Source organism: Methylobacterium sp. HMF5984, from assembly GCF_045033435.1.
Classification (GTDB): Bacteria; Pseudomonadota; Alphaproteobacteria; order Rhizobiales; family Beijerinckiaceae; genus Methylobacterium.
Genome location: NZ_JBJFLN010000001.1, coordinates 907317 through 932671, shown reverse-complemented (window position 1 = coordinate 932671; position 25355 = coordinate 907317). Strand labels below are relative to the sequence as shown.

Here is a 25355-nt window from a genome sequence, read left to right as displayed (position 1 = left end):
TCTAAGCTCGACTTTGGCCACTCATGCGGCGTGGCAGAGGGCATAGGCCCAGGGCGCTGGCAAACGGAAGCCGGGTTTTGTTCGGGCGCGTCGGCGCGGTGATGTTGCCAAAGTCCGCTCGCGCCAGATCGCATAGCGCACGGCGGCCAGAGCATCGGCGAAGGTCGGGCGCGGTTTGGGGTACCACGCGGCGGCCGCGATCCGTTGCCGTTGGCGGACTGGGAGCCGTGCAGCCAGCAGCGTGACGATCGAGAACAGGGCGAGCAGGCAGGGCGTGGTGCGGGCGATGGCCTTGTCCGACCACTGCCGCTGCGTCTCGACACCGAGATGGGCGCGCGCTTCCTGGAAGGTGACCTCAACGGTCCAGCGCCGCACGAACCACCCCACGATCTGCGCGGGCTCGCGCACCGGTTCGGTGCAGAGCAGGGCCTGCGGTGCAAAGCGGCTCTCGGGATCGCGCACCAGCACCCATCGGATCGGCACGACCGGCAGACCGCCGTGCCGCCACACGGCGGTCCCGGAGGCGATCTCAAGGGTGCGCTCGCCCGCCCCGTACCAGCCGGGCACCACGACCGCGTGCCAGCGCGTGTCCTTGGCCGCGAGGATCGCGGCGAGCGTCGGCAGCCGCGCGCCTTTGGTCCGCGGGCGTCCAATCGTGCCGGGCGGCCGAGGTGGGGCCGGCTCGTAGAGAGCAGCATCCAGCCGCAGGCGGGTGATCGCCGTGATGCGAGCGCGGCGCATCGCGTCGAGGAACAGCAAGGCCGAGAAGCCGCTGTCGCCCACCACAACGAGGTCGCGTGCGCGCAGCCAGCGGCGAGCCTGGAGAGCGAGTTGGCGTCCGACGTCGAGCAGAGGCTTGTGCCGACGGCCCCGTTCGCGACAGGCGCGCTCTGACGGCACCAACGCGGTTAGGAACGGCAGCGCCCAGACGCGCCCCGCCCAGGGGATCGGGGCGAGCACCATGAGGCTCATCCAGCGCAGCCCGCTCGCCTTGACGAAATGGCTGTCGGAGGAGCGAACTGGATCACGGTAGATGCCCTTGGCCGCGATCCGCTTGCCGCGGCGGCGCTCGATCGTATCGTCCAGTCCCAGGACCACGGGGCCGCGTTGCGCGAACGCATCGACGAGGAGCCCGAGCAGGATACGGCTGCCGGAGCGCGGGCACCACGCCGCTCGGTTGAGGATACGGTGGACGTTCACGAACCGCCGCTCCTGCGCGCGGCCGATGATGCGCAGGACGCTCGTCACCGTGCGCCGCCCCGGCGTCAGGATCGCGCCGATCAGCAACAGCTGAGCATGGCGCCAGGAGCGGTGGACGAACAGCGGCGCGAACGCCAGGATGATCCCGGCAAAGCGGGTGGGCAGGGGCAGCATGGCGGTGTCTCTTGGCGGGGACGCCACCAGCCTATCCCTCACGCCCGCTTCGTCACCTCCGCCCACTCCACGCGCCGCAAATGGCCAAAGTCGAGCTAAGAACGTCTAACAAAACCATCGTTCGATGAAGCGCCAAACGATGAGGGCTGCGGCCAGGGTCGAGAAGGCGAGATGGATGTCGGCCCGTCGCTCGTAGCGGATGGCGAGGCGGCGGAACTTGGCGAACCAGGCCAGCGTCCGCTCCACGACCCACCTGTGTCGGCCCAGACGTTGGCTGCTCTCGATCCCGCGCCGGGCGATGCGGGGCTGGATGCGACGGCGGGTCAGCGCCTGACGACAGCGGCGGTGATCGTAGGCCTTGTCGGCGTGCAGCTTCGAGGGCCGCTTGCGCGGCCGTCCCCAGCATGAACGGATCGGCGGGACGGCATCCACGACCGCCTCCAGCATCCGGCTGTCATGCACGTTGGCCCCCGTCAGCTTCAGGGCGAGCGGGATGCCCTTCGCATCGGTGAGGACGTGGCGCTTCGTGCCCGGCTTGCCCCGGTCGGTCGGGTTCGGGCCTGCCGCCGGGCCCCCTTTTTTGCAGCGATGGAGGCGCTGTCGAGGGAGGCGCGGCTGAAGTCGATGCCGTTCTGGCGTCCGAGCCGGTCGAGCAGCGCCTGCTGAAGGCGGTCCCACACCCCGGCCTTCTGCCAGTCGCGTAAGCGCCGCCAGCAGGTCATGCCGGAGCCGCAGCCCATCTCCTTGGGCAGCAACTCCCACGGCGTGCCCGAGCGCAGCACGAACAGGATGCCGGTCAGCGCCGCGCGGTCAGATCTTCGCGGGCGACCGCCCTTCGGCTTGGCTGTCTCAGGCGGCAGCAGCGGTGCGATCTCGGCCCACAGGCCATCGGGAAGAAGCGGTCTCGCCATCTCCCCTCAACGCGCCGCAACCGGTTTTGTTAGAGGCTCTAAGCTCGACTTTGGCCATTTGCGGCGCGTGGAGTGGGCGGAGGTGACGAAGCGGGCGTGAGGGATAGGCTGGTGGCGTCCCCGCCAAGAGACACCGCCATGCTGCCCCTGCCCACCCGCTTTGCCGGGATCATCCTGGCGTTCGCGCCGCTGTTCGTCCACCGCTCCTGGCGCCATGCTCAGCTGTTGCTGATCGGCGCGATCCTGACGCCGGGGCGGCGCACGGTGACGAGCGTCCTGCGCATCATCGGCCGCGCGCAGGAGCGGCGGTTCGTGAACGTCCACCGTATCCTCAACCGAGCGGCGTGGTGCCCGCGCTCCGGCAGCCGTATCCTGCTCGGGCTCCTCGTCGATGCGTTCGCGCAACGCGGCCCCGTGGTCCTGGGACTGGACGATACGATCGAGCGCCGCCGCGGCAAGCGGATCGCGGCCAAGGGCATCTACCGTGATCCAGTTCGCTCCTCCGACAGCCATTTCGTCAAGGCGAGCGGGCTGCGCTGGATGAGCCTCATGGTGCTCGCCCCGATCCCCTGGGCGGGGCGCGTCTGGGCGCTGCCGTTCCTAACCGCGTTGGTGCCGTCAGAGCGCGCCTGTCGCGAACGGGGCCGTCGGCACAAGCCTCTGCTCGACGTCGGACGCCAACTCGCTCTCCAGGCTCGCCGCTGGCTGCGCGCACGCGACCTCGTTGTGGTGGGCGACAGCGGCTTCTCGGCCTTGCTGTTCCTCGACGCGATGCGCCGCGCTCGCATCACGGCGATCACCCGCCTGCGGCTGGATGCTGCTCTCTACGAGCCGGCCCCACCTCGGCCGCCCGGCACGATTGGACGCCCGCGGACCAAAGGCGCGCGGCTGCCGACGCTCGCCGCGATCCTCGCGGCCAAGGACACGCGCTGGCACGCGGTCGTGGTGCCCGGCTGGTACGGGGCGGGCGAGCGCACCCTTGAGATCGCCTCCGGGACCGCCGTGTGGCGGCACGGCGGTCTGCCGGTCGTGCCGATCCGATGGGTGCTGGTGCGCGATCCCGAGAGCCGCTTTGCACCGCAGGCCCTGCTCTGCACCGAACCGGTGCGCGAGCCCGCGCAGATCGTGGGGTGGTTCGTGCGGCGCTGGACCGTTGAGGTCACCTTCCAGGAAGCGCGCGCCCATCTCGGTGTCGAGACGCAGCGGCAGTGGTCGGACAAGGCCATCGCCCGCACCACGCCCTGCCTGCTCGCCCTGTTCTCGATCGTCACGCTGCTGGCTGCACGGCTCCCAGTCCGCCAACGGCAACGGATCGCGGCCGCCGCGTGGTACCCCAAACCGCGCCCGACCTTCGCCGATGCTCTGGCCGCCGTGCGCTATGCGATCTGGCGCGAGCGGACTTTGGCAACATCACCGCGCCGACGCGCCCGAACAAAACCCGGCTTCCGTTTGCCAGCGCCCTGGGCCTATGCCCTCTGCCACGCCGCATGAGTGGCCAAAGTCGAGCTTAGACGCTGCTATGATGACAGATTTCTTGCGCGCAAGTTTCGCGAACGCCTCGTCAGGAAGGCCGAGATTATTGGCCAGAAGATGTACCGGGACACGTTGCACCCAGTCCGACAGCGACGTTTCCTGATAGGACCCGCTGTCGAGCACGCCTACGACTTCGCATTCCTCCTTGCCGATATTCTGCACCGTGTGACCACACCCGCGTGGCAAGTAAGCACAATCTCCGGCGGAAAGTTCGGCGACAGAGAGCCGCTTGTCCGGGGCAAAGAGCGTCACGCGCGTCCGTCCGCGAGAAACGTAGTGCCATTCATTTGCGTTTGGATGCCAGTGCGGCTCGTGCAGAGCGCCGGGCTGGAGCCTCAACAACATACCTGTCATGCCCGCGGACAACGGATAATCTTCGGCAGAGGCAATCGCCAGCGATCCGCCGTCCGAGCTCGTCTGGGGACCGGCTGCCAGCATGGGGTATCGGTGCGTGCGGGATCGGCTGAGCACCTTGGTGGCCCGGGATTGCGGCCCGTCGAGAGGCATCAGAGCGCCCTGACGAATATAGACCTCGCCGGATGGGATGCCTGCGATCGAGTCCTCGGGCATCCCGAAGACCTGCGCCATCATCGCAGGGTCTAGCCGGCTCGCCCAATCGCTGAGACCGAAGGTTCCATGCTCTCCATAGAGACCGTCGTTGAAGGCAAGAATGGCGTGGCAGGGTTCAGCCCCCAAGGTCTGAATGGCGTGGCTGTGACCTTTTGGGAAATACCACAGGTCGCCCGGCCCATAATTCGCGACCTCCATCTCCCCGCTCGGGTCCACCACGGTCACTTGGCAGCGACCGGCAAGAATATACGCCCATTCATCCGACGTGTGCCAATGCATCTCGCGGACGCCGCCAGCGTTGAGATAAAGGTGTGCTCCGGCGATGTCCGTTGCGATAGGGAGTATTCTCGCTGTCACGTCTCGCGCCCAGCCGCCCGATGTCGCTTTGAGCGAGCCTTTGTCGAGCGAGGTCGTGAAACTGACGGCATCGCCCACCTTGCGTGGGATCGTCGATGCGAATTTTGAAGCAGGGGCCACATCGTACCCGGCCGCATGTCCGTCTGCTTCGGCGGCCGACGAAGTCCGCACTGAGAGCGCACCGGCCGCCAGAGTGATGCCGCCGAGGATCGCCCGACGCGTGCCGTCCACCATCGCGAAGAATCCCTTCGACAGCAAGGAGAGGAGAATCACAGTATTTCTAGAATTCGATCTATATGATTATTTCACTAATTATTGATATTTTCTTGATTTTTAATTGATAAAACTCAAATACTGATCAATTTTTAGCGATGATAATGCAAATTGAATGACAGTATTACTATTTCGCTATCTCGTTTTTGTATCAGATCGATTGCAGCGGTCCATCGCCGCAAGTGCGCCCTCGATACCCGAAACGTCGAAATCAGCATCTCCCTTGGGAAACCGCACGAAAACCGTCCGGCTCACCGACAGCTTGCGGACTTCCCTGTCGAGTATACGACAGTACAGGATCGTCCCCTTGCCGATCCAGGTTGGGACGGGGCTGATCGTTTCATTCCCGGTTATCAGATCTGATTTAAGACTTTCACCCTCGGACCAATTCCATCTTTCATAAGACAGCATGAATACGATTTGCCCGTCCGATCTCGTAATCCCGACCGAATTTTGAGCTCCCCCGTCCGTCATGTCGCGATAGGAATGGGTCATTTGACAGGGAAGCGGATCGTTGTTTCGAAGTGTCTTATTGCTGTGCCAGCCTTCGACGGTTTCGATGAACATATCCTCCCGTGAATCGACGGGAGCCGAAGACAGCAACAACCCTGCGGACAATATCAATGCAATTTTGTGACAATATTGAAATTGCATATTCATCATTCCGAATCGTAGCGGGACCCCGACCTAGGGTGCGTTCCACGACCCGGCCAAAGAGCGGGCGGAGGATGTCGTGATCGGTGGCGAGGGTGTCGCTGTCGCCCGGTCGGTCCCGCGCGGCCCCTCGGCACCGATCGGGGGGCTGGCCGATCGTGTCCCGTCCCTGGGCGGACCGTCCAAAAGGCCCACCCAGCGGCCGTCCAACCCCCGAGCCAGCAGGCTCAACGCGAGGACGGCGAGGAGGAGGCCGGCGGCCTTGTTCATCCGGCCGAGAACATGATTGGTGACACAGCGCCGGAACAGGGACACGGCGGTGTTGAGCACGACCCACCAGCTGAACGAGCCCAGGAAGACGCCGACCACCAGCGCCGGAAGCGGCGCGGCCGCGCGCGCGAGGAGGGCCGGCATGGCGGCCAGGAACAGCACGGGGGTGATGGGATTCGCCAGGGCCAGCACGACCGCGCTGCCGTAACTCGCGGCGAGGGTGTGGCGGCGCTCGCCGCTCACGTGCAGGACCGAAACGCTGCGAAGCACCCGGATTGCGAGGCCGAGCAGCACCGTCCCCGAGACCAGGGAGAGCACGGCCCCGTTCGAGAACGCCGCAGCCAAGTCCGCGCTCCAGCGCACCATCAGCCCCCCGTATGTCAGATGCACGGTGGCGACGCCGAGCCCGGTGGCGACGCCCGTCGGCAGGCCCCCTGCCAGCGTGCGCTGGACGCAAAGCAGGCTCGTCGGCCCGATCGGCGCGGCGATGGTCAGCCCAAGGCTCGCGCCGGCGAGCAGGGCCGTGGCGATGACGCCCATGGCGGCGGGACTGCGTTCAGTCGTCTTCCCGGCGGTCGAGGGGCGAGGCCACCGCCCGGGGCTCGGGCGCGGCATTGTCGGCGTCCGGGCACCCGATTTGCGCGCGCTCCAGGGCCGAGGATGCTTGGGCGCAGGCGATGTCCGGCATGTCGTTCAACTCGTCGGCCCGGATCCCGGTGCAGGACAAAACGACGATGAGGCTGGCGACGATTGTTCTCATGGCTGATCCTTCCGCGAGCCGACAATCTAGGGATGGTTGAACCCCGAGCATCCTCCGTCTGGCGGATGGCACCGCCTGCGCCGCCGCAGGCCCGCCGCGGACGTCTCGGCCGAACAGGAAAGCTCCGCCACGTCAGGCCTTTGCACGGCTTCACCCACGACGCTGGATGCCGCGTTGTCGCCGCCCCCGGCGAGGCGACGCACCGGCGAACCTGCCGGAAGCGGGCTCGCGGCGCCGTCCCTCGTCGCCGGCATCATCCGTTTGAGGGATACCGCCGTCGATTTTGGACTGATATTGGTCTTATCGCGATCAGCGGGATCACCGTGGGGCGTGCTGATGCGGGAAGCTCTCATCGACCGGATCTACGAGGCTGCAGGCACTCCCGAGCTCTGGCCGGAGGTCCTTCAATCTCTTGGCGATACGGCGAACTCGGATGGTGCCGTGCTCATGGTGCTGCCCCCCGTCGGCATGCCCCGGTGGATCGCCTCACCGACTTTGGAGCAGCGCCTGCGTCATCACACGACCACGGCTTCCTGGCGCGGCAGCGGGCGCACGGCGCAGTGGCGCACCCTGGCTCATGCGGGCTTCATGCGCGACGTCGACCTCGTGCCGGGCTCCCATGACGGGCGGCCCTGCGAGGTCGACGCGCCGTTCTGGCAGGTGGGGACGACGATTCCCCTGGCGACCGGCGACGTCGCGATCATCACCGCCGAACGCCGGGCCCGGACCGGCCCCCATGAGGCCGCCATCCTGCCTCGGCTCGACGCCCTGCGGCCCCATCTCGCGCGTGCGTGCCAGCTCGGCGCCCAGTTCGGCTGCGAGCGCACCCGCGTCGCCACCATGACGCTCAACCAGATCGGGCTTCCCGCGGCGGTCCTGTCGGCCTCGGGGCGGGTGCTGACCATGAATGCCCGCATGCAGGAGCGGGAGGAGGTCTTGCCCCCGGGCCAGCACGGCGGCCTGCTGTTCAAGAGCCTGATCAACAGCAAGCTGCTGCAGGATGCGATCGGCAACGTCGTCGGCGGCCGGCATGCGACGCAGAGCATGCCGGTGCGCGGCTATTCCGACCACCGCCCTCAGATCGCTCACGTCATGCGCCTGGACCGGCACCCCGGCGACGTCTTCGGTGCCTCGGCGGTGCTGCTCGTCCTCGTGCACGTCGGCGCGTGGGCCGTTCCGGACGACGGCCTCCTGAACCTGCTGTTCGACCTCACCCCGGCGGAAGCGCGCCTGCTCCAGGCGCTGGCCGGGGGCTCGCGCCTGCAGAGCTACGCCGAGAGCGTCGGCGTCCAGACAAGCACCGTTCGCACCCAGCTCACCTCGATCTTCAACAAGACCGGGACCAAGCGGCAGGCGGAGCTGCTGAGCATCGTCGCCTCGCTCTCGATGTTCAGCGGGCAGACGGCGCCGTGCCTGGATGCGGCCTGAGGCGAGGTCCGGCTTCGTCCAGGAAGGCGGCCAACGCCTGCGCGGTCGGAAAGGCGTCGAAGGCCCCGAACCGGCGGGTCGTGAGGGCGCCGCAGGCCGCGGCCTGCCGCAGGGTCGCGTCGAGGGGCTGTTGTGCGAGCAGGCCCGCCATCAGCCCGGCCGCGAAGGCGTCCCCCGCCCCGACCGTATCGACCGCCGTCACGGCGAAGGCCGGCTGGCGCAGGGGCGGCACTCCGCGGCGGAACGCGATCGCGCCGCACTGCCCCAGGGTCACCACCAGGAGCTCGAGGCCGCCGTCCAGCAGGGCGGCGATGGCCGGCGTCGCGGCCCGGGCCGCAGCGATGGCGTCGGGAGCGCCGAGGCCCAGATCGGCCGCCTCCACCGCATTGACGACGAGGATCGCAGTGTCGGCCAGGATCGCCGGGTCGAGGGCACGCACCGGCGAGGGATTCAGCAGGGTGGGAAGACCCCGCGTCCGAGCCAGGGCGAAGGCCTCGCGGATGGGGGCGTCCGGCGATTCGAACGTCGCCGCCACGAGGTCCGCCTGCCCGACGCGGGCGGCAGCGGCCCGGACGTCCTCCGCAGCGAGGGCGAGGTTGGCACCGAGGCAGACCGCCAGGCAGTTCTCGCCGGCTGCATCGACGAAGGCGACGCCGGCGCCCGTCGAGCCGGCATGCGGCACCAGCATGGCCTCGGAGAACCCGACCTGCGCGAAGGTCGCGCGGACCACCGGGGAGAACACGTCCGTGCCCACGGCAAAGAGCCCGTCAACCGTGACGCCGAGCCGGTGCGCGGCGAACGCGAGGTTGAAGCCCTTGCCGCCGGGCTCGGCCACGAAGGCCGAGCCGTCGAGGGACTCGCCCGCCTGCGGCAGCCGCGCGACCTTGACCGAGCAGGCGATCACGAAGCTTCCGATGACAAAGACACGCATGGAGCGCTCCGAGCCGATCCGATATAAGCCTCTGTACCGGAGGTCGATCGGACGTGCGCCCCAAAAATCGGACGATGCAGGGGGAGGTCGACCGGGACATCGCGAGCGGCGAGCGTCCCTCGGTGATCTCTCTGTTGCGCCTGCGCGGCGACACCGCGATGCCGCTCTACCGGCAGATCGAGGGCCAGCTGCGCGAGCTGATCCTCTCGGGCTCGCTGCCGCCGGGCGTCATCCTGCCGGCCGAGCGCCAGCTCGCCGACAGCCTCGGGGTCAGCCGCGTCACGGTGCAGCGCGCCTATGCCGAGCTCAGCGACGACGAGTTTCTCGTGCCGCGCGGGCGCTCCGGCTTCCTCGTGCGCCGTCCCCCCGAGCCCGTGCGCCCGGGCATGGACCGGCTCAAGGGCTTCACGGAGGAGATGCGGGAGCTGGGGAAGATCCCGTCCTCGCGCATCCTGGAGCGGACGGTCACCGAGGACCGCTCGATCGCCTCGATCTTCGGCCTCCCCTCGACGGCCCCGTTCCTGCGCCTGACGCGCGTCCGGTCGGGCGACGGCGTGCCGATGTCGCGCGAGGTCGCCTGGTACAACATCCGCGCGGTGCCCGCCCTCGAGACCGGCGACCTTTCCGGCTCGGTCTACGCCTTTCTAAGCGAGCATCCGGGCGGCCGCCTCGTGCGCTGCGAGCAGACGGTGGAGGCGACCATGCCGACGGCGGACGAATGCGAGATCTTCGCCTTCGAACGGCCCCTTCCGTGCCTGCTGATCAAGCGCCACAGCTACAACCAAAACTCGGTCATGATCGAGTACGTCGAGGGCTTGTTCCGGGGCGATGCCTATCGCTATCGGCTGAATCTGAGCGCGTAGCGACTGAGATCCGACGTCGGATCCCTCCTCGCGTGGACTGCTTCGAATGGATGAACCCATCGGCTTGCGCTGGATGGATAGGAGCTTCGATGCTTACGGCTTTGGCTCGAAGGTCCGTGCCTGCTCTACCGCTCAGCGCGCAGTGGCTCGCCGGCTCCGGCCGGCCCCGAAGCTACTGCGCCGGTGGTCCTGCCCAGTCGACGGACCTGGGACGAAGTCAGGGCGAAGCGCTTGCGGAAGGTCCGATTGACGTAGGACAGGTCTCCGAAGGCGACATCAAAGGTGATCGCACTCACCGGGCGGGCATCCTCGGCCTCGATGAGGCGCTGCATGGCGCGGTTTAGGCGTCGGTCGAGGACGAAGCCCGACAAGGTCTGGCCCTCCGCTTAGAACATCGGCTGGACTTGGCGGCTGGAGACGCGCTGGGCCTGTGTGCCACGGTCGCCAGGCCGAGGTCCGGATTGCCGAGGCTTGCCGCCGCGTTGGAAGGGCGCCAGCGAGGCGCGGATGGCCTCGGCGGGCGCGAGGTCCGAGACCGGCAGGTTGACGTAGACGGAGGCGAACATGATGGGTCGACCTGGGCCCCGGGCGGGAGCCGCGCCGCTCCGAGGGTAACGCATGCCGCGTCACGGCATCCGATACGGGTCACGGAATTTTTGGATGCCTGGGTCCGGCCGTGGTCGATCAGCCGATCAGGACGACGGCCTTTCGCACGTAGGTCGGCTGGTCGACCTGCCCGACGATGAAGTGGGCGACGTCGGCCCGCGCGATCAAGCCGTTCCGCCACTTTGAGGGCTCGGTGAGAACCTTGTAGCGGCCAGTCGCCGATCCGGGCGTGAGAACCCCTGGCCGAACGAACGTCCAGTCGAGGCCGCTCTTGCGGATGCGCATCTCCTGCGCATCCTTGTCGTCGTAGGCGCGACCGAAGACGAGGCGGAACGGGACGCGCTGAAGCAGGCCGATGGAGGCTCTGCTATCGCCCGTGCCGAAGCCGGTGACGGCGACAAGGCGCTTGACACCGGCTTTCTCCATGGCCGGTACCAGCATGTTGGTCGCGTCCGAGAACAGCGTCACCGGGCCGAGCAGATCCTTGACCGGCACCCCGAGCGCCTGGACGACGACGTCAACGCCGTCGAGGGCGGCGGCGACATCTCCCGCCTTCAGCGCGTCACCCGTGAAACGCTCCAGACCCGCACCGGACAGGGTCATGGTCGTGGCCGAACGCGCGAAAGCCCGGACGCGATGTCCGGCCGCGAGCGACGCTTTCACGGTCTCCAGGCCGATACCTTTGCTGGCGCCGATGACGAGGACGTGGGCCATGGTCGTTTCCCGGTTGGTTGAATGCGCGACGAGACCCCATCAACCGCGGACGCGCCATGCGGTCGCTTGACCAGCCTCTCTACGGTTCGGTGATCGAGCTGTCCTGAGAGCCCGAGATCTCGTTGGCATGCCCCCGGGCATTGCAGGTATGCCCCTGATCGGACGCGGCTAGGCGGAAAGTCTCAGGATTACTGCGGAGGACCCAACGATGTGAGCCAGGGTCACCAGGACCGATCCGGTATGAAGGATGCCGAAGCGAGCGCGATTACCCATGTCGGTCGCGCCATTGATGGCCGGCATGAGTATCTGGCGCGCGAGGAGCGCCGTGACGGCGATCAGTCCCAGTATGAGTGCCGATGCCCTATCGGTGGTGGCTGTCAGCGCCGCGCCACCGAGGGCGCACACCATGACGAAGATGTAGAAATGCGGGAAGGCGCGGCGCAGCAGTGGGCCTGCCGCGTCGGCGGGCAGCGCGCTGAACAGAAACGAAGCGAAACCGAACGAGTACAGGACCATCCCGCCGAACAGGAGGGCCGTCACGAGAATAGCCGCTTGCGTGAGCATCGGTTCCAAACCTCAATGGCTTTCAGATCGCCCTCGTGGGCGGCATCTGTTTCGCTCGGCTGATAGCCGTCCCCTGCGTCCTGAAACGCCTCTCCGCTTCACGCGCGAGGTCAGGGGATGGTCGGCACTCAGATCGAGTCTTCCGATGCCTGCTTGGCACAGGCCCTGAACACATCGCCGATCGCCAAGTCGGCATGCGCATTCATGCGCGCGGCATCATTGAGGCAGGACAACACATCCTTGCGCGGAGCAGCTATTGCGCTGGATTTCTCCAGCTGCTGCAGCAGACGATCACGGTCCGCGCCCGTTGCGGCACTTCAGTCCCGCAGGGTGTCCTGCGGTTGCAAGGCCAAGGCTGGCGTCGCGATCGATCCCAGTATCAAAATCACGAAAGCGCGAACCGGCATCTTGGATTTCCCCCATCAAAGTGGTCCTGGAACAGTCGCCGGCTACTTGTTCGCATCGCCTCGAAGGGCTTGGTGAACGAGCACAAGAAAGGTGATCCGCGCCGGCAACCGTGTTTCTCGCTAGCACCCACTGGTAGAAAGGCGCGACTTCCCGTGAACCTCCCCAGTCGGCGTGCCCTGTCCCAGGTCGCGCCGGCCTCGCCTGCATCACGCCTCCCCATGGCCTTGTCGACGAGGGGCTTGGCACCGACCTTGACGTCGAGGGCGCCCTACTTGGCGTCCGCGACGGCCTCCACGACATCCCGCGTGCTGTAGGGCTTGGACACGAAGTGGCCGTGATCGGGGACCTCCTCATCCGCCAAGCGGTGTCGCCCGGAGGTCAGGACCAGTCGGATATCCGGCCACGAGGCGTAGACGCGCTCCGCCAGCGTCTTGCCGCACATCGAGCCGGGCATGTCGATGTCGGTGAACAGCACCCCGACATCCGAGCGCCGTTCGAGGATGTCCCAAGCCTCATCGGCGTTGCCGGCCTCGATCACCGTCAGGCCTGCGTCCTCAAGCATCTCGGCGGCGCATAGGCGAACGAGATCGTCGTCCTCGACCACGAGGATCACCGAGGCATCCAAGGGGCGCTTCGCGGACATGGGCGATCAACGAGCCATCCGCACGTTTGTTGCAGTCGAGGCATCCCTGAGCTGAAGCGTCGCGCATGCCGGCCTCGCCCTGAAGAGATCGGGGAAAGCGCGACCGGAGCGGGGACGACCTTGGCGGGTTATGTCCCGGGACCGCGCCTGGCGCCTCGGCCCGGACGACCAAGTCACGGAGGGCGACAAGCGCCAGACGGAAATCCGCAACTTCATCGAGGCCATGGCAGTCCCGAGGCGGAGCGAGAGGCGCTGACCGGAGGCCCATGTCAGGGACGGACGTGATCGCCCGGTGACGTCGGACGCATGACGGATCGGCGAAAAAGCCGCGTATCGATTCATCGCGGAGGACGTTGCGTCTACGTCGAACCATCCGAAGCAGCTGAAAACAGCGCGTCCGCCGAGTGCGGCGGGATGGGGGAACGGAAGGAAACAAAATGTCCGAGCATACGTTCGACGAAACCAACATTACCTGGCGGACCCTGGACTGGCTGCCGCACATCGCCTTCTTCGTCTACAAGGTCGACGAGGAGAACCGCATCGTCGACGTCGTGTTCAAGTTCGCCGCCAACCAGCGGGTGATGCTGCACCGGCACAAGAGCCCGTACGTGACGCTGGTGATGCAAGGTGAGTTGAGGTTCTATCGCGAGGACGGAACCCTGAAGGAGACCCGTCCGACGGGCAGCTACGTCTCGGGCGTCGCGAACGCCGCCCCCCACATGGAGGGTGGCGGCGACGAGGATGCGATCGTCTTCTTCAGCAACCGCAATATCGAGGATGCGCTCTACGAGTTTCTCGACGATGCGGGCAATCCCGTTCAGGTCCTCGGCATCGCGGACTTCAAGGCGCAGCTCCAAGAGCAGATCGCGACCGGCACCTTCGCGAAGGTCGCCGCGCGAGCAGCATGACCCCAGCGAGCGCCGGGAAAGCGAGCTGCATTCCCGGCGAGGCAGCGTTCCAAACCGCGAAAAACCGTTGGCCCAACCGCAACTGCGCGGGGCTGGAGCGTCGTAGCGAGGGCGTGGTTCCGCCACCGCACGGTTGCGACGTTCGGCCTTCTGCCCTGCCGTCAGCTTGTCCTTGTCGGCGCCGCTCGGTCTGTGCCGCTCGCCTTGCAGATGGGCTTGGAGGCCCGCTCTCTCGCGAATTCGAACCGCTCCCCGCGGACGACGGTCGGAAGTCGACGATAGTCTTGTGGTGGCCCCGCAGGTCGCCAGGGTCGCAGAGGAACCGGTATCGGGAACGTGACCGCACTTGGGACGGTTCGCCCTGAAATGGAAACCTATGTCCTCGTCGTCGCCGGGTTCGGTGTCCTGGTGCTTCTGACGGCATGGCTGCCGATGGTGCTCCGGGTCCTGCCCCTGTCCTTGCCGATCTGCTGCGTCGGCATCGGTGCCGCCCTGTCGCTCGTCCCTGCCATCGGCGAGCTCACCCCGCATCCCGGCACGCACCCCACGCTCGTCGAGCACGCGACCGAGGCGGTGGTCGTCATCTCGCTGATGGGAGCTGGTCTGAAGATCGACCGTTTCATCGGCTGGAAGCGCTGGTCGATGACTTGGCGTCTGCTCGGCATCGGCATGCCGCTCACCATCCTGGCCCTGACCCTCCTTGGGTCGGCCCTGCTCGGGTTGGGCGCTGCGGGAGCCCTGCTTCTCGCCTCGGCGCTGGCACCCACCGACCCGGTGCTCGCTTCCGACGTCCAAGTCGGAGAGCCTGCCGAGGACAACGAGGACGAGCCCCGCTTCGCCCTGACCTCCGAGGCCGGCCTCAACGACGGGCTCGCCTTCCCCTTCGTGAACCTCGCCATCGCCCTTGCGGGGACGAGTGGCTTTGCCGGCGTACCCTGGTCACACTGGTTCGCGGTCGACGTCCTCTGGAAGATCCTCGTCGGCGCCGTCCTCGGCGCGCTGATCGGGCGGGCCTTGGGATGGTTGACCTTCCATCTGCCCAACGTCTCGAAGCTGTCCCGGACCGGCGACGGTTTCGTCGCCCTCGGGGTGACCTGCATCGCCTATGGCTGCGTCCAGGCCGTCGACGGTTACGGCTTCGTCGGCGTCTTCGCGGCGGCCCTGGTCCTGCGCGCCTCCAGCCGCGGGCATGATTATCACCGCAAGATGCACAGCTATGCCGAGGAGCTCGAGCGCCTGCTGATGATGGTGCTTCTCGTGGGCTTCGGAGCCATGCTGGCCGCCGGAGGGCTGCTCCAGGCCCTCACATGGACAGCCGCCGCCTTCGCCTTGATCGCGATACTGGTCGTTCGACCCCTCGCGTGCTGGCTCGGTCTTCTCGGTAGCGGTCGATCCCGCGAGGATCGTGCGGTGGTCAGCTTCTTCGGCATCCGCGGCCTCGGGACGGTCTACTACCTGTCCTTCGCCATGGGCCACGCGACGTTCGCACAGGCGGACCTTCTCTGGGCCACGGCCAGCCTGACCGTGCTGATCTCCATCCTCATGCATGGGGTTTCGGTCACGCCGGTCCTGCGAGCGCTGGATCGGCGGATGGGACGGGATACGGAAAGCGCGCAGCTCGACCTGACCCTGTCCCACCCCTGAGACGCGGGTGCCAGCGAGGGTTCCGGACGCCAGAGCATTTTGCGTGATCCCTGGATCACGCAAAATGCTCTATCTTGTTGTGGAATCGCATTTTCTTCCCGCGAGCCGCGCTCCACCTCGCTCGATAATGCTCTAGGTCTTGCCGACATCGACGTCGCGCTCGACGCCGCCCGTCTTGCCACTGAGACCTGGCACCTCGTCGAGCTGCCGCAGACTGGTGAAACGGCCACGCTCCTCGCGGTACCGCACGATCTCGAAGCCGTGGCCCCTCAACGCCGCTACGGTGTCGAGTTCCTCGGCGGTCGCGGTGTTCAGGTCGATCATCTCACGCCTTTCTGTGGAATGGGGAAAGCCGGAAGGGGAGCCATGGGTTTCAGGCTCGGGTGACGCACCGGTCCCGATCCCGAGGAATCGAGAGAGGCCGTTCGAATCGGCCGAAACCACCGGCAGGATCTGCATCACGTCCCCATGCTCCGCGAGCTGGCTGCGCGCGCCGGGACGGGAGATGTCCATGGCCACATCGGCGTGCGTTCGTCCGCCGGGTCGGCACGACGCCGGGCGGATACCGGCGCCAGCAGGCGGGGACCTGACCGACGGCCTTGAAAGGCTTGTCCGGGCGACGGGCCGGAGAGGCCGCCCTCGGCCGAGCACCGCATCGCGGGTGGCCCTTGGACCAGTCACAACCGCCTCGCCCCACGCAACGTCTTCGCGCCGCGTGCGCGTCACCTGTCTAGGGTCGACACGGCGCCCCATGCGGCACCTGTCGTGCTGGTCGAACGATTAAGATCGCGCGGTTTGAACCACTTTGTAGACAAACTGCGCAAACAGTGCAGAATGAATGCGCTGCAGGACCTCGTTGTGGGTTTGATCGGCGCAAGAATGAAAAAATCTGCGCAAAATGCGCAGGGAGGATCCCGAGATGCAGATCCCGATCAAGCGGGCGATCGAAGCCGTGCCCGGCGGCATGATGGTGGTTCCGTTGCTCGCCGGGGCGCTCATCGCCACCTTCTTCCCCGGCACGCCGAAGCTTTTCGGCTCGTTCACGGGCGCCCTGTTCTCCGGGGCGCTGACGATCCTGGCCGTCTTCTACGTGTGCATGGGGGCGAGCATCGATTTCCGCGCGACGCCGTACATCGCCAGGAAGGGCGGCACCCTGCTGCTCGTGAAGGTCGGCATCGCCGTGCTTCTGGGCCTGGTCTTCGGACGCGTCCTGGGCGAGGCGCCGGTCGCCGCCGGCATGTTCGCGGGCCTGTCCACCCTGGCCGTGGTCGCCGCGATGAACGACACGAACGGCGGCCTCTACATGGCGCTGATGGGCCAGTACGGCCGCCCGCGCGACGTGGGCGCCTACACGGTCATGTCGCTGGAGAGCGGGCCGTTCCTCACCATGGTCACGCTCGGGGTCGCGGGACTCTCGGCCTTTCCCTGGCAGACGCTGGTCGGCGCCATCCTGCCGCTCCTCGTCGGCATGATCATCGGCAACCTCGACCGCGAGATGCGCGCCTTCCTCGGCCGCGCCATCCCGGTGATGATCCCGTTCTTCGCCTTCGCGCTCGGTGCGGGGCTTGACCTCACCAAGGTCTGGCAGGCGGGCCTCCTCGGCGTCGCCATGGGCGTCGCCGTGGTGGTAATGACGGGCATCCCGCTCTTCTTCGCGGACCGGCTCACCGGCGGGACCGGGGTCGCGGGGATCGCCGCCGCCTCGACAGCCGGCAACGCCGCGGCGGTGCCCGCGATCGTGGCCTCGGCCAACCCGGCCTATGCCGACGCCGCAGGTCCGGCGACGATCCTGGTGGCCGCCTGCGTCGTCGTCACGGCCATCCTCGTCCCCGTGGCGACCGCCTGGGCCGCGCGGCGGTTCGGCGATCCCGTGAGGGCCGACGGCGAAATCGCGGAGGTCACGGGGAGCGCGCCTGCCGGCCGCACGGCCGAGCCGGACCGCGTCGTCGCCGGGCGCTGACATGGCCGAGCGCTGGCTCATCCTCGCCGACGACCTGACCGGCGCCGCCGATTGCGCCATCGCCTTCGGTCGTCGCGGCCGAGCGGCGGCGGTGACGTGGGGAACCGCGACGGGATGCGGGTCGGCGGATCTCCCGGTGCTGTCCTACGATGCCGACAGCCGGGGCCTCTCCGCCGCGGCTGCCGCGCAGCGGCACGCCCAATGCCTGAGGCGCCTCCACGATCCGGACCGGATCCTCTTCAAGAAGATCGACTCGACCCTGCGCGGCCAGCCCGCCGCAGAGACCGCCGCCGCGCTCCGTCACCTGAAGGGCCGCGCCGAGGACGGCTTCGCCGGAACCGTGTTCGGGATCTGCGCCCCGGCCTTTCCGGCCACCGGGCGGACGACCGTCGGCGGGCGCGTCCAGGTCGACGGGCGCCCCCTCGAGGAGGCCGAGGTCTGGGCACGGGACCACAGCTACGCCAACGCCGACCTAGCTTTCGTGCTGGGCACGGCCGGGATCCGGACGACGGCCGTGCCGCTGGTCACGGTGCGCGGCCCGGGCTTCGCGTCGGCGCTCGGGCAGGTCGCCGCCATGGGCGACGTCGTCGCCGTCTGCGATGCCGAGACCCAGGCGGATCTCGATCGCATCGCCGCCGCGGGCCTGCGCATCGCCGCCGAGGGCCTGCGCATCGCCGCCGCGGGCCCGTCGGGCGGGCTGGCGCCGTTCTTCGTCGGCAGCGCCGGCCTTGCCCACGCCCTCGCAGCGGTCGAGGCGAGGCCGGCGCTCGCGCCGTTGCGGATCGCGTCGCGCCGGGGCGGCAGCTTGATCGTGGTGGGATCGCTCGCGACGGCCTCCCGCGCGGCCACCCGCAAGCTCGCGGCGCTCGATGGCGTCGTCCACCTGCCCGTCTCGTCCGAGACCCTTCTCGGCGATCCGGGCGACTTGGCCGCTGCGGTCGCGCGCGTCGCGATCGCGATCGCCGCCGGGCACGACGTCCTGGTCGAGATCGCGATGGCGGGCGTTCCCGACATGGCCCTCGGCCCCCGCCTCGTGCATGCCCTCGCCGACGCGCTCGCGCCGTTGGGCGCCGCGATCGGCGCGTTCGCGGCCACCGGGGGCGAGACCGCCTCCGCCCTCCTCTCGCGCTTCGGCGTCGACGGGATCCGCCTCGTCGACGAGATCGAGCCCGGCGTGTCCCTCGGCCTCACGCTCGGCCGCCTCGCCATCCCCGTCGCGACGAAGGCGGGCGCCTTCGGCGACGCCGACAGCCTCATCCGCATCCGCGAGCGCTTGCGTGCGGTCCGCATCGAAGGAAGCTTCTCATGACACGTCCGACCATCGCCATCACCATGGGTGACCCGGCCGGCATCGGCCCCGAGATCATCATGAAGGCGCTTGCCCATGCCGAGGTTCAGGCCCTGTGCCGTCCGCTGGTCGTCGGCGATGCCGGGCGCCTGCGGCAGGCGGGCGAGATCGTCGGATCGCGGGTACCGGTCGATGCCCTGGCCGATGTCGGCGAGGCCGACTTCGACACGGGGGCGGTGCAATGCATCGACCTCAAGGTCGTCCCCGCCGACCTGCCGTTCGGGCAGGTGTCGCCGGTCGGCGGCGAGGCGGCCTACCGCTTCATCGCCAAGGCCGTCGAGCTGGTGCAGGCGGGCGAGGCCGGCGGGATCTGCACCGCGCCCCTGTCCAAGGAGGCGCTTCATGCCGCCGGCCACAAGTTCCCCGGTCATACCGAGATGCTGGCCCACCTGACCGGCACGCCGGAGGTCTCGATGATGCTGGTCTCGCCCAAACTCCGGGTGATCCACGTCACGACCCATATCGGCCTCGTCGACGCGATCGCGAAGATCGAGCCCGGCTTGGTCGAGCGCGTGATCGCGCGGGGGCACGCGGTGCTGGTGAAGGCCGGCATCGCGAACCCGAAGATCGGCGTCTGCGCGATCAACCCGCACGCGGGCGAGAACGGGCTGTTCGGCCACGGCGAGGAGGCGGAGAAGATCACGCCGGCGGTCGAGGCCTGTCGGGCCCGGGGGTGGGACGTGCGCGGCCCGCTGCCGGCCGACACGCTGTTCTTCCTCGCCGGACGCGGCGACTACGACATGGTCGTCGCGATGTACCACGATCAGGGTCACGGCCCGATCAAGGTGCTCGGTCTCGAGGCCGGCGTGAACATCACCGTGGGCCTTCCCGTGATCCGCACCTCGGTCGACCACGGGACCGCCTTCGACATCGCTGGCAAGGGCGTCGCCGACGAGCGCAGCCTGATGGAGGCCCTGCGACAGGCGGTCGATCTCGCGCCGAAGGCGGCACCGGCTTCCGCATAGCCAGCCGGCCCGACCTTCGGCATGATGCGCCCTCCCCTCGATCGGAGCGGAGGGCGGATCGGGCGAGCCCGTGCCGCGCCCGGATCCGCCGTCCCGAAGGGATCGTCCGGGTCGAATCGGGCGCACCGGATCATCTCGGTAGGGTCGTCGTCCTCATGTCGATGCGGAGCAAGGCGCGTCAGGCGCTGCTGCTGGAGGCGCTGAAGCTCGGCGAGATCGACGTCGACGACGTCGCCGCCCGCCTGGACGTCTCCGCCTCCACGGTCCGGCGCGATCTCCAGGTCCTCTCCGCCACCCGGGCCGTCCGCCGGACCTACGGCGGCGCGATCCTCGCCGGCCACCCTGTCGAGACGACCTTGGCCGAGCGGATGGCCGTGAACGGGCCCGAGAAGCTCGCCATCGCCCGCAAGGCGATCACGCTGGTCGAGGACGGCGACACGCTGATCCTCGATGCCGGCTCCACGGTCGCCGCATTCGGGCAGCTCCTCGCCAAGCGCCGCCTGCGCATCGTCACCAACAACCTCGCCCTGCTCCCCGCCCTCGCCGAGGCGCCGGGGATCGAGCTCGTGGTCCTGGGAGGCGCCTTGCGGGCCACCAGCATGAGCACGGTCGGCCCCCTCGCCGTCGAGGCGCTTCGCCTCATGACCGCGGATCACGTCGTCCTCAGCGCCGACGGGGTGGTGGCGGGGCGCGGCCTCTGCGAGGCGAGCCTCGATCAGGTGGCGCTCAAATCCCTGATGATGCGCCAGGCGAACGGGGTGATCGTGCTCGCCGACGCGAGCAAGCTCGGCCGGGCCGAGCAGAACGCCTGGGCGGCTCTGCCGCAACGCTGGACGCTGGTCACGAATTCGGACGCGCCGAAGGATCAGATGCAGCGTCTCGCGGATGCCGGCGCCGCCGTCCTCGTCGGCCAAGGCGCATCGCGCAAGATCTAACCCTCCCGCCGCCTCGCCCTCACGGCATGACGGGCGGATGGTAGGTCAACGTGAAGGCCAGGGCCCAGAGCAGGAACAGCACCAGCGGCAGGTGCACGATGAGCTGGAGGAAGCTGAAGCCGACGATGTCCCGGGCCTTCAGGCCGATGATGCCGACCAGCGGCAGCATCCAGAAGGGGTTGATCAGGTTCGGCAGCGCCTCGGCGGCGTTGTAGATCATCACCGCCCAGCCGAGGTGGACCTTCAGCTCGTTGGCTGCCTGGAGCACGTAGGGCGCCTCGAGCAGCCACTTGCCGCCGCCCGAGGGCACGAAGAAGCCGAGGATCGCCGAGTAGACGCCCATCGTCAGCGGGAAGGTGCCGGCGGTGTTGAGGTTCACGAAGGCATGGGTGATCGCATCGGACGCCGAGGCGCCGGCCGCGTTCTTCGGCACGGTCAGCATCCCGCTGATCGCTGCGTAGAGCGGATACTGGATCAGGATGCCCGCGATCGCCGGCACCGACTTCGAGACGGCCACGAGGAAGCGCTTCGGCCGCCAGTGCAGCAGCAGGCCCAGGGTGAGGAACAGCAGGTTGTAGGTGTTGAGGTTCGAGATCGCGACGATCCATGACTGACGGGCGAATTCCTGCACGATCCAGCCGCCGGCGATCACCACGAGGAGGATCGTCAGGAGCGGCGAATGCTCCAGCAACTCCCCGGGCTGGCGCGGCGGCGGGATGTCGGTCGACTCGCGGCTCACGTCGACGCCCAGGGTCTCGGCGGTGACGGCCGTCGCCCCGCGCGGCGCCGAGGCGTAGGCGATCGCCACTGAGACGACGAACAGGATCGCCGCGATCAGCATCGACTGCCACAGGAAGATGGTCTCGCTGAACGGGATCACGCCGGAGATCGCGAGCAGGCTCTTGGTCAGGCTCGCAGGGTTGGCCTGGAGCTGCGCCGCCGAGGAGCTGAGACCGAGCGCCCAGGTCGCGCCGAGCCCGAGATAGGCCGCCGCGCCGGCGGCCCGGTAATCCATCCGGAGGTCCGTCCGCCGGGCGAGCGCCCGAACCAGCAGGCCGCCGAAGATCAGGCTGAGGCCCCAGCTTAGGAACGACGAGAGCATCGTCGCGCCCGCCACGAAGCCGACCGCCCCGCGCCCGGTCCGGGGCACCTGCGCCATGCGCTCGATCAGCGCCCGCACCGGCGGCGAGACCGCCACGACGTAGCCGCCGATGGTGACGAAGGCCATCTGCATGGTGAAGGGGATCAGGCTCCAGAACCCGTCCCCGAAGCTCTTGGCGACGGACGCCGCCGGCGCGCCGTTGGCCAGGACGCCGAGGGCGACGATCACGACCGCGATGGCGACGAAGATGAAGGCGTCCGGAAACCAGCGCTCCGCCCAGGCGGTGAAGCGGATGCCGAGGCGCTCGAGCGTCCCGGCCGCCGGCGCGGTTCCGGGATCCGTTGCCGGCGCGGGCTTGGACGGCACGGCCTGGGAGGGCCGGGGCTTGGACGGGGCCGGATCAACGGGCGCGATCGCCATGGATGTCCTCTGGGCTTCGGCTCTTCGCGGCAGGAGCCGCATGGATGACACGCCCTCGCTCGACCTCGAAGGCGTGCCCCGATCAAGATCGTGACAGGCGGCCGCGATCGTGGAGGCGGCCGGTTCGTTTGCGGCCCGCCGCATCCCCGCAGGCCACGTTGCCCGAGGCCTGTCGCGGGCGACGTGGCGGCCCCGGGTTCAGTGCGCCAGATGCCGGTCGAGGAAGGACGCGATCTCTTCGAACGCCTCCTTCACCTCCGGCACGCGATCGTCCCGGTAGAACTGCGCGTGCGACTGCCCCTCGAAGACCTGAAGCGCGGCCTCGACCCCGGCCTGCCGAAGCTTGCGGTGCATCCGGACGGTGTTCGACAGGAGGAGGTCGCGCGTGCCCGTCGTCAGGATCGTCGGCGGGAATCCGCGCACGTCTCCGTTGATCGGCGAAAGCAGGGGATCGGTGAGATCATGCCCCGCGGCGTAGAATTTCGTGGCCGCGTCGCAGAATCCCGCCGGCGAGACCAGCACGTTGTCCACCCTCGCGTTGGTCTGGAACGAGTCGCCGCGTTGCGTCGCGTCCGACATCGGCGTGCCGGGTGCGATGGCCCCGGGCAGCGGCAGGCCTTCCGCTCTGGCCCGCAGCATCATCGCGAGGGTCAACGCGCCGCCGGCCGAGCTTCCGAAGACCGCGATCCGGCCGGGGGCGGTGGTCCGAAGCACGGCCTTGTAGACCGTCATGCCGTCGTCGAGCGCCGCCGGAAAGAACGCCTCCGGCGGCATCCGGTAATCGACCGCGATCACTTTCATCCGGCCGAAGCCGGCCAGCAGCATGGCCTCCGGCAGGGCGGCCTCGCGGGGGTTGAGGACGTAGCAGCCGCCGTGGACGTGGATCGCGATCCGCTCCCGGTTCGCGGCGGGGATGTCGGTCGGGGTGATCGTGTACGCCCGCACGCCGTCGATCGTCGTCGGCGCCACGGTCACCCGCAGACGCTCGGACATCGGCCCGATCTGCGGGGCGGCAAGCGTCGCGAAGCCGTCCGAGAGCTGCTTCCAGCCGTCCGGCGTCGTCGGCGGCTTGTCCCAGTTCGTCCGCAGCGGCTGGGCGATGATCGCCTGCAGGGCCGGGCTCACGGTGCCCGGTACAGGAATCGTCTTGGCCGGCACCTCGCGGGGTGGGAGCGGCGCCGCCTGCGCCCACGCCGCGGACGGGCCCGCGAGGCAGGCGAGGAGGATGGCGGTCACGAAGCGCATGCGGTGCGTCCTCCGATGGAACAGGGTCAGGCCCTCGCATCCGCACGCGAGCCGGCTTCCCTCACGCGCGAGGATGCGAGGGCCGGCTCGATCCGCAAGCCGGTCGCCTCGTCGAAGACGTGGATGTGGGCTGCGGGAAACGACACCCGGATGGCGTCGCCCACGGGCGCGCCGTTGGCGATCTTGAGCGTGAGCGATGCCCCGCCCGGGCGTCCGGCATGCACCAGCATCTCGGACCCGAGCAGCTCCACGACCTCGACCGGCCAGGTCATGCCCGATGCGTCGAGCACGACATGCTCCGGCCGGATGCCCAGGACCACCCGGTGGCCGTCGGGCCGGTCGAACCGCCAGGGCCCGAGCGCGACGTCCGCGTCCGCCACGCGTACCGACGTCCCGTCGCGACCGAGGGTGCCGGGAAGCAGGTTCATCGCCGGCGAGCCGATGAAGCCCGCGACGTAGGTGTCGGCCGGGCGCTCGAACACCTCCGTCGGCGTCGCCAGCTGCACTGGCACGCCCTGGTGCATCACGAGCAGCCGGTCCCCGAGCGTCATCGCCTCGACCTGATCGTGCGTAACGTAGAGGCTCGTCACCTTCAGCCGGCGCTGGAGGCGGCGGATCTCGCCGCGCATCTGCACCCTGAGCTTCGCGTCGAGGTTCGACAGCGGCTCGTCGAACAGGAACAGCTTCGGGTCGCGGACGATGGCGCGCCCCATGGCGACGCGCTGACGCTGGCCGCCGGACAGCTGGCGCGGCTTGCGCTCGAGCAGCGCCTCCAGGCCCAGGAGGGCCGAGGCGGCATCGACCTTAGCCCGGATCTCGGAGCGGGGAAGGCCGCGGATCTTCAGCGCGTAGGCCATGTTTTCGAACACGCTCATGTGCGGATACAGGGCGTAGTTCTGGAACACCATGGCGATGTCGCGCGCCGACGGGTCGAGGTCGGTGACGTCGCGCCCGTCGATCAGGACGCGCCCGGCGGTCGGCGTCTCGAGCCCCGCCACGATGCGCAGGAGAGTGGATTTCCCGCAGCCCGACGCGCCGACGATGACCAGCATCTCGCCGTCCGCCAGGGCGAGGTCGACGCCCTTCAGGATCTCGTTGTTGCCGAAGCGCTTGCGCAGGCCGTCGAGTTTCAGGCCCGCCATCACTTGTCGCTCTCCGTCAGGCCCTTCACGAACCAGCGCTGCATGACGAGCACCACCGCGACCGGCGGGACCAGCGCCAGCACCGCCGTCGCCATGACCTTGTTCCATTCGGTGGCGGTGTCGACGCCGACCATCTTGACGATGCTGATGACCACCGTGTCGAGCTTCGGATCGGTCGCGACCAGGAGCGGCCACAGGTACTGGTTCCACCCGTAGACGAACAGGATGACGAACAAGGCCGCGATGGTGGCGCCCGAGACCGGGATCAGGATGTCCCGCAGGAAGCGCAGGGGCCCGGCCCCGTCCATGCGCGCCGCCTCCACGAGCTCGTCCGGAACCGCGAGGAACGTCTGCCGGAACAGCAGCGTCGCCGTGGCGGAGGCGACGAGGGGGATCGTCAGCCCCGTGAAGCTGTTGATGAGGTCGAGGGAGGCCATGACATGGAAGGTCGGGATCAGCCGCACCTCGACCGGCAGCATCAGCGTCAGGAAGATCAGCCAGAAGGCGGTCATGCGGAAGGGAAAGCGGAAGAAGGTGACCGCATAGGCCGAGGGCAGCGACAGGGCGATCTTTCCGAACGCGATCGCCAGCGCCATCGCGGCCGAGACGAGCAGCGAGCGCCAGACCGGCCCGGCCCCCGCCGAGCCGTTCACCAGCACGTCGCGGTAGACGCCGAGGCCGGAGAGGCGCGGGACGAGCGAGACCTCGCCGCGGGCGATCGCGGCCGAATCCTGGGTCGAGCCCGCGATGGCGATCCAGATCGGCAGGGCGAAGAGCAGGATCGCCAGGATCAGCACGGCATGCGGGATCAGAGGGGGCATCCTCCG

At 68.4% G+C, this 25355-nt stretch carries 26 protein-coding genes; 9 read left to right on the top strand and 17 right to left on the bottom strand.

Features of this window, described 5'->3' with window-relative positions; all coding sequences use genetic code 11:
- Positions 1-21: 21 nt before the first annotated feature.
- Complete coding sequence (locus ACFZ8E_RS04455; protein ID WP_405041836.1) at positions 22-1374, bottom strand: transposase; 1353 nt, start codon at positions 1372-1374, stop codon at positions 22-24.
- A 105-nt stretch (positions 1375-1479) separates the two neighbouring features.
- A protein-coding gene (locus ACFZ8E_RS04450; protein ID WP_405042121.1) for an IS5 family transposase occupies positions 1480-2285 on the bottom strand; the annotation gives its coding sequence in 2 pieces (ribosomal slippage) (positions 1480-1958 and positions 1958-2285; 807 coding nt in all).
- Between the two features lie 138 nt (positions 2286-2423).
- Between ACFZ8E_RS04450 and ACFZ8E_RS04445 the strand changes: the two genes are divergently transcribed.
- Positions 2424-3776 (top strand): transposase, encoded by a 1353-nt coding sequence (locus ACFZ8E_RS04445; protein WP_405041836.1) that lies wholly within the window; start codon positions 2424-2426, stop codon positions 3774-3776.
- Here the strand turns inward: ACFZ8E_RS04445 and ACFZ8E_RS04440 are convergent.
- The 4 genes from ACFZ8E_RS04440 to ACFZ8E_RS04425 form a co-directional block, all read right to left on the bottom strand.
- Positions 3696-5018: a cupin domain-containing protein gene (locus ACFZ8E_RS04440; RefSeq protein WP_405042120.1), complete on the bottom strand. Its 1323-nt coding sequence runs from the start codon at positions 5016-5018 to the stop codon at positions 3696-3698. The genes ACFZ8E_RS04445 and ACFZ8E_RS04440 overlap by 81 nt on opposite strands.
- A gap of 135 nt (positions 5019-5153) precedes the next feature.
- Positions 5154-5585 (bottom strand): hypothetical protein, encoded by a 432-nt coding sequence (locus tag ACFZ8E_RS04435; RefSeq protein ID WP_405042119.1) that lies wholly within the window; start codon positions 5583-5585, stop codon positions 5154-5156.
- 120 nt (positions 5586-5705) lie between these two features.
- Positions 5706-6482, bottom strand: coding sequence for a LysE family transporter (locus ACFZ8E_RS04430; RefSeq protein WP_405042118.1), 777 nt, complete (start codon positions 6480-6482; stop codon positions 5706-5708).
- Between the two features lie 16 nt (positions 6483-6498).
- The gene (locus tag ACFZ8E_RS04425; RefSeq protein WP_147725588.1) at positions 6499-6702 is read right to left on the bottom strand and encodes a hypothetical protein; all 204 of its coding nucleotides are present in this window, start codon (positions 6700-6702) and stop codon (positions 6499-6501) included.
- A 447-nt stretch (positions 6703-7149) separates the two neighbouring features.
- Between ACFZ8E_RS04425 and ACFZ8E_RS04420 the strand changes: the two genes are divergently transcribed.
- Entirely contained in the window at positions 7150-8130 is a 981-nt protein-coding gene (locus ACFZ8E_RS04420; protein WP_405042117.1) for a helix-turn-helix transcriptional regulator, read from the top strand.
- On the opposite strand, the gene ACFZ8E_RS04415 is transcribed toward ACFZ8E_RS04420, so the two are convergent.
- The gene (locus tag ACFZ8E_RS04415; protein ID WP_147858497.1) at positions 8093-9061 is read right to left on the bottom strand and encodes a PfkB family carbohydrate kinase; all 969 of its coding nucleotides are present in this window, start codon (positions 9059-9061) and stop codon (positions 8093-8095) included. The genes ACFZ8E_RS04420 and ACFZ8E_RS04415 overlap by 38 nt on opposite strands.
- 53 nt (positions 9062-9114) lie before the next feature.
- On the opposite strand from ACFZ8E_RS04415, the gene ACFZ8E_RS04410 reads away from it, so the two are divergent.
- Complete coding sequence (locus ACFZ8E_RS04410; RefSeq protein WP_243937914.1) at positions 9115-9924, top strand: GntR family transcriptional regulator; 810 nt, start codon at positions 9115-9117, stop codon at positions 9922-9924.
- 125 nt (positions 9925-10049) lie between these two features.
- Here the strand turns inward: ACFZ8E_RS04410 and ACFZ8E_RS04405 are convergent, their stop codons facing one another.
- The 5 genes from ACFZ8E_RS04405 to ACFZ8E_RS04385 all read right to left on the bottom strand — a co-directional run bounded on the left by ACFZ8E_RS04405 (position 10050) and on the right by ACFZ8E_RS04385 (position 12859).
- The gene (locus tag ACFZ8E_RS04405; protein ID WP_405042116.1) at positions 10050-10295 is read right to left on the bottom strand and encodes a helix-turn-helix domain-containing protein; all 246 of its coding nucleotides are present in this window, start codon (positions 10293-10295) and stop codon (positions 10050-10052) included.
- A 15-nt stretch (positions 10296-10310) separates the two neighbouring features.
- Positions 10311-10490 carry a hypothetical protein gene (locus ACFZ8E_RS04400; protein ID WP_405042115.1) on the bottom strand — a complete coding sequence of 60 codons (180 nt, stop codon included), beginning with the start codon at positions 10488-10490 and terminating at the stop codon, positions 10311-10313.
- Positions 10491-10608: 118 nt separating this feature from the next.
- On the bottom strand, positions 10609-11244 hold the full coding sequence (locus ACFZ8E_RS04395) for an NAD(P)-dependent oxidoreductase (protein WP_405042114.1): 636 nt from the start codon (positions 11242-11244) through the stop codon (positions 10609-10611).
- Positions 11245-11412: 168 nt separating this feature from the next.
- Positions 11413-11808 (bottom strand): DUF4149 domain-containing protein, encoded by a 396-nt coding sequence (locus tag ACFZ8E_RS04390; protein WP_243937918.1) that lies wholly within the window; start codon positions 11806-11808, stop codon positions 11413-11415.
- Positions 11809-12484: 676 nt separating this feature from the next.
- Entirely contained in the window at positions 12485-12859 is a 375-nt protein-coding gene (locus ACFZ8E_RS04385) for a response regulator (RefSeq protein WP_147840804.1), read from the bottom strand.
- 437 nt (positions 12860-13296) lie between these two features.
- On the opposite strand from ACFZ8E_RS04385, the gene ACFZ8E_RS04380 reads away from it, so the two are divergent.
- Positions 13297-13767: a regulator gene (locus ACFZ8E_RS04380; RefSeq protein ID WP_405042113.1), complete on the top strand. Its 471-nt coding sequence runs from the start codon at positions 13297-13299 to the stop codon at positions 13765-13767.
- A 366-nt stretch (positions 13768-14133) separates the two neighbouring features.
- Positions 14134-15411 carry a cation:proton antiporter gene (locus tag ACFZ8E_RS04375; protein WP_405042112.1) on the top strand — a complete coding sequence of 426 codons (1278 nt, stop codon included), beginning with the start codon at positions 14134-14136 and terminating at the stop codon, positions 15409-15411.
- Positions 15412-15543: 132 nt separating this feature from the next.
- On the opposite strand, the gene ACFZ8E_RS04370 is transcribed toward ACFZ8E_RS04375, so the two are convergent.
- On the bottom strand, positions 15544-15924 hold the full coding sequence (locus ACFZ8E_RS04370) for a helix-hairpin-helix domain-containing protein (protein ID WP_246686457.1): 381 nt from the start codon (positions 15922-15924) through the stop codon (positions 15544-15546).
- 406 nt (positions 15925-16330) lie between these two features.
- On the opposite strand from ACFZ8E_RS04370, the gene ACFZ8E_RS04365 reads away from it, so the two are divergent.
- From ACFZ8E_RS04365 to ACFZ8E_RS04350, 4 genes are all read left to right on the top strand, one after another.
- Positions 16331-17371, top strand: a complete 1041-nt coding sequence (locus ACFZ8E_RS04365; protein ID WP_405042111.1) for a 2-keto-3-deoxygluconate permease — start codon at positions 16331-16333, stop codon at positions 17369-17371.
- A 1-nt stretch (position 17372) separates the two neighbouring features.
- Positions 17373-18680, top strand: coding sequence for a four-carbon acid sugar kinase family protein (locus ACFZ8E_RS04360; protein WP_405042110.1), 1308 nt, complete (start codon positions 17373-17375; stop codon positions 18678-18680).
- On the top strand, positions 18677-19684 hold the full coding sequence (gene pdxA, locus ACFZ8E_RS04355; protein ID WP_147726469.1) for a 4-hydroxythreonine-4-phosphate dehydrogenase PdxA: 1008 nt from the start codon (positions 18677-18679) through the stop codon (positions 19682-19684). Before ACFZ8E_RS04360 ends, pdxA begins: the two co-directional genes overlap by 4 nt.
- Before the next feature lie 155 nt (positions 19685-19839).
- Positions 19840-20619, top strand: coding sequence for a DeoR/GlpR family DNA-binding transcription regulator (locus ACFZ8E_RS04350; RefSeq protein ID WP_405042109.1), 780 nt, complete (start codon positions 19840-19842; stop codon positions 20617-20619).
- A 19-nt stretch (positions 20620-20638) separates the two neighbouring features.
- Here the strand turns inward: ACFZ8E_RS04350 and ACFZ8E_RS04345 are convergent, their stop codons facing one another.
- The 4 genes from ACFZ8E_RS04345 to ugpE all read right to left on the bottom strand — a co-directional run bounded on the left by ACFZ8E_RS04345 (position 20639) and on the right by ugpE (position 25349).
- Positions 20639-22141 (bottom strand): short-chain fatty acid transporter, encoded by a 1503-nt coding sequence (locus ACFZ8E_RS04345; protein ID WP_405042108.1) that lies wholly within the window; start codon positions 22139-22141, stop codon positions 20639-20641.
- A gap of 198 nt (positions 22142-22339) precedes the next feature.
- Positions 22340-23386 carry an alpha/beta hydrolase gene (locus ACFZ8E_RS04340; protein WP_405042107.1) on the bottom strand — a complete coding sequence of 349 codons (1047 nt, stop codon included), beginning with the start codon at positions 23384-23386 and terminating at the stop codon, positions 22340-22342.
- A 26-nt stretch (positions 23387-23412) separates the two neighbouring features.
- On the bottom strand, positions 23413-24528 hold the full coding sequence (locus tag ACFZ8E_RS04335) for an ABC transporter ATP-binding protein (RefSeq protein ID WP_405042106.1): 1116 nt from the start codon (positions 24526-24528) through the stop codon (positions 23413-23415).
- Positions 24528-25349: a sn-glycerol-3-phosphate ABC transporter permease UgpE gene (gene ugpE / locus ACFZ8E_RS04330; RefSeq protein WP_405042105.1), complete on the bottom strand. Its 822-nt coding sequence runs from the start codon at positions 25347-25349 to the stop codon at positions 24528-24530. Before ugpE ends, ACFZ8E_RS04335 begins: the two co-directional genes overlap by 1 nt.
- Positions 25350-25355: the final 6 nt, after the last annotated feature.

Bases quoted from the DNA above. Each gene is read 5' to 3' on its own strand.
- ACFZ8E_RS04390 (WP_243937918.1), bottom strand. From the start codon at position 11,808: ATGCTCACGCAAGCGGCTATTCTCGTGACGGCCCTCCTGTTCGGCGGG.
- ACFZ8E_RS04365 (WP_405042111.1), top strand. From the start codon at position 16,331: ATGCAGATCCCGATCAAGCGGGCGATCGAAGCCGTGCCCGGCGGCATG.
- ACFZ8E_RS04445 (WP_405041836.1), top strand. From the start codon at position 2,424: ATGCTGCCCCTGCCCACCCGCTTTGCCGGGATCATCCTGGCGTTCGCG.
- ACFZ8E_RS04385 (WP_147840804.1), bottom strand. From the start codon at position 12,859: ATGTCCGCGAAGCGCCCCTTGGATGCCTCGGTGATCCTCGTGGTCGAG.
- ACFZ8E_RS04415 (WP_147858497.1), bottom strand. From the start codon at position 9,061: ATGCGTGTCTTTGTCATCGGAAGCTTCGTGATCGCCTGCTCGGTCAAG.
- ACFZ8E_RS04430 (WP_405042118.1), bottom strand. From the start codon at position 6,482: ATGGGCGTCATCGCCACGGCCCTGCTCGCCGGCGCGAGCCTTGGGCTG.
- ACFZ8E_RS04400 (WP_405042115.1), bottom strand. From the start codon at position 10,490: ATGTTCGCCTCCGTCTACGTCAACCTGCCGGTCTCGGACCTCGCGCCC.
- ACFZ8E_RS04435 (WP_405042119.1), bottom strand. From the start codon at position 5,585: ATGTTCATCGAAACCGTCGAAGGCTGGCACAGCAATAAGACACTTCGA.
- ACFZ8E_RS04420 (WP_405042117.1), top strand. From the start codon at position 7,150: ATGGTGCTGCCCCCCGTCGGCATGCCCCGGTGGATCGCCTCACCGACT.
- ACFZ8E_RS04455 (WP_405041836.1), bottom strand. From the start codon at position 1,374: ATGCTGCCCCTGCCCACCCGCTTTGCCGGGATCATCCTGGCGTTCGCG.
- ACFZ8E_RS04370 (WP_246686457.1), bottom strand. From the start codon at position 15,924: ATGGACATCTCCCGTCCCGGCGCGCGCAGCCAGCTCGCGGAGCATGGG.
- ACFZ8E_RS04340 (WP_405042107.1), bottom strand. From the start codon at position 23,386: ATGCGCTTCGTGACCGCCATCCTCCTCGCCTGCCTCGCGGGCCCGTCC.
- ACFZ8E_RS04360 (WP_405042110.1), top strand. From the start codon at position 17,373: ATGGCCGAGCGCTGGCTCATCCTCGCCGACGACCTGACCGGCGCCGCC.
- ACFZ8E_RS04375 (WP_405042112.1), top strand. From the start codon at position 14,134: ATGGAAACCTATGTCCTCGTCGTCGCCGGGTTCGGTGTCCTGGTGCTT.
- pdxA (WP_147726469.1), top strand. From the start codon at position 18,677: ATGACACGTCCGACCATCGCCATCACCATGGGTGACCCGGCCGGCATC.
- ACFZ8E_RS04395 (WP_405042114.1), bottom strand. From the start codon at position 11,244: ATGGCCCACGTCCTCGTCATCGGCGCCAGCAAAGGTATCGGCCTGGAG.
- ACFZ8E_RS04425 (WP_147725588.1), bottom strand. From the start codon at position 6,702: ATGAGAACAATCGTCGCCAGCCTCATCGTCGTTTTGTCCTGCACCGGG.
- ugpE (WP_405042105.1), bottom strand. From the start codon at position 25,349: ATGCCCCCTCTGATCCCGCATGCCGTGCTGATCCTGGCGATCCTGCTC.
- ACFZ8E_RS04380 (WP_405042113.1), top strand. From the start codon at position 13,297: ATGTCCGAGCATACGTTCGACGAAACCAACATTACCTGGCGGACCCTG.
- ACFZ8E_RS04350 (WP_405042109.1), top strand. From the start codon at position 19,840: ATGTCGATGCGGAGCAAGGCGCGTCAGGCGCTGCTGCTGGAGGCGCTG.
- ACFZ8E_RS04345 (WP_405042108.1), bottom strand. From the start codon at position 22,141: ATGGCGATCGCGCCCGTTGATCCGGCCCCGTCCAAGCCCCGGCCCTCC.
- ACFZ8E_RS04335 (WP_405042106.1), bottom strand. From the start codon at position 24,528: ATGGCGGGCCTGAAACTCGACGGCCTGCGCAAGCGCTTCGGCAACAAC.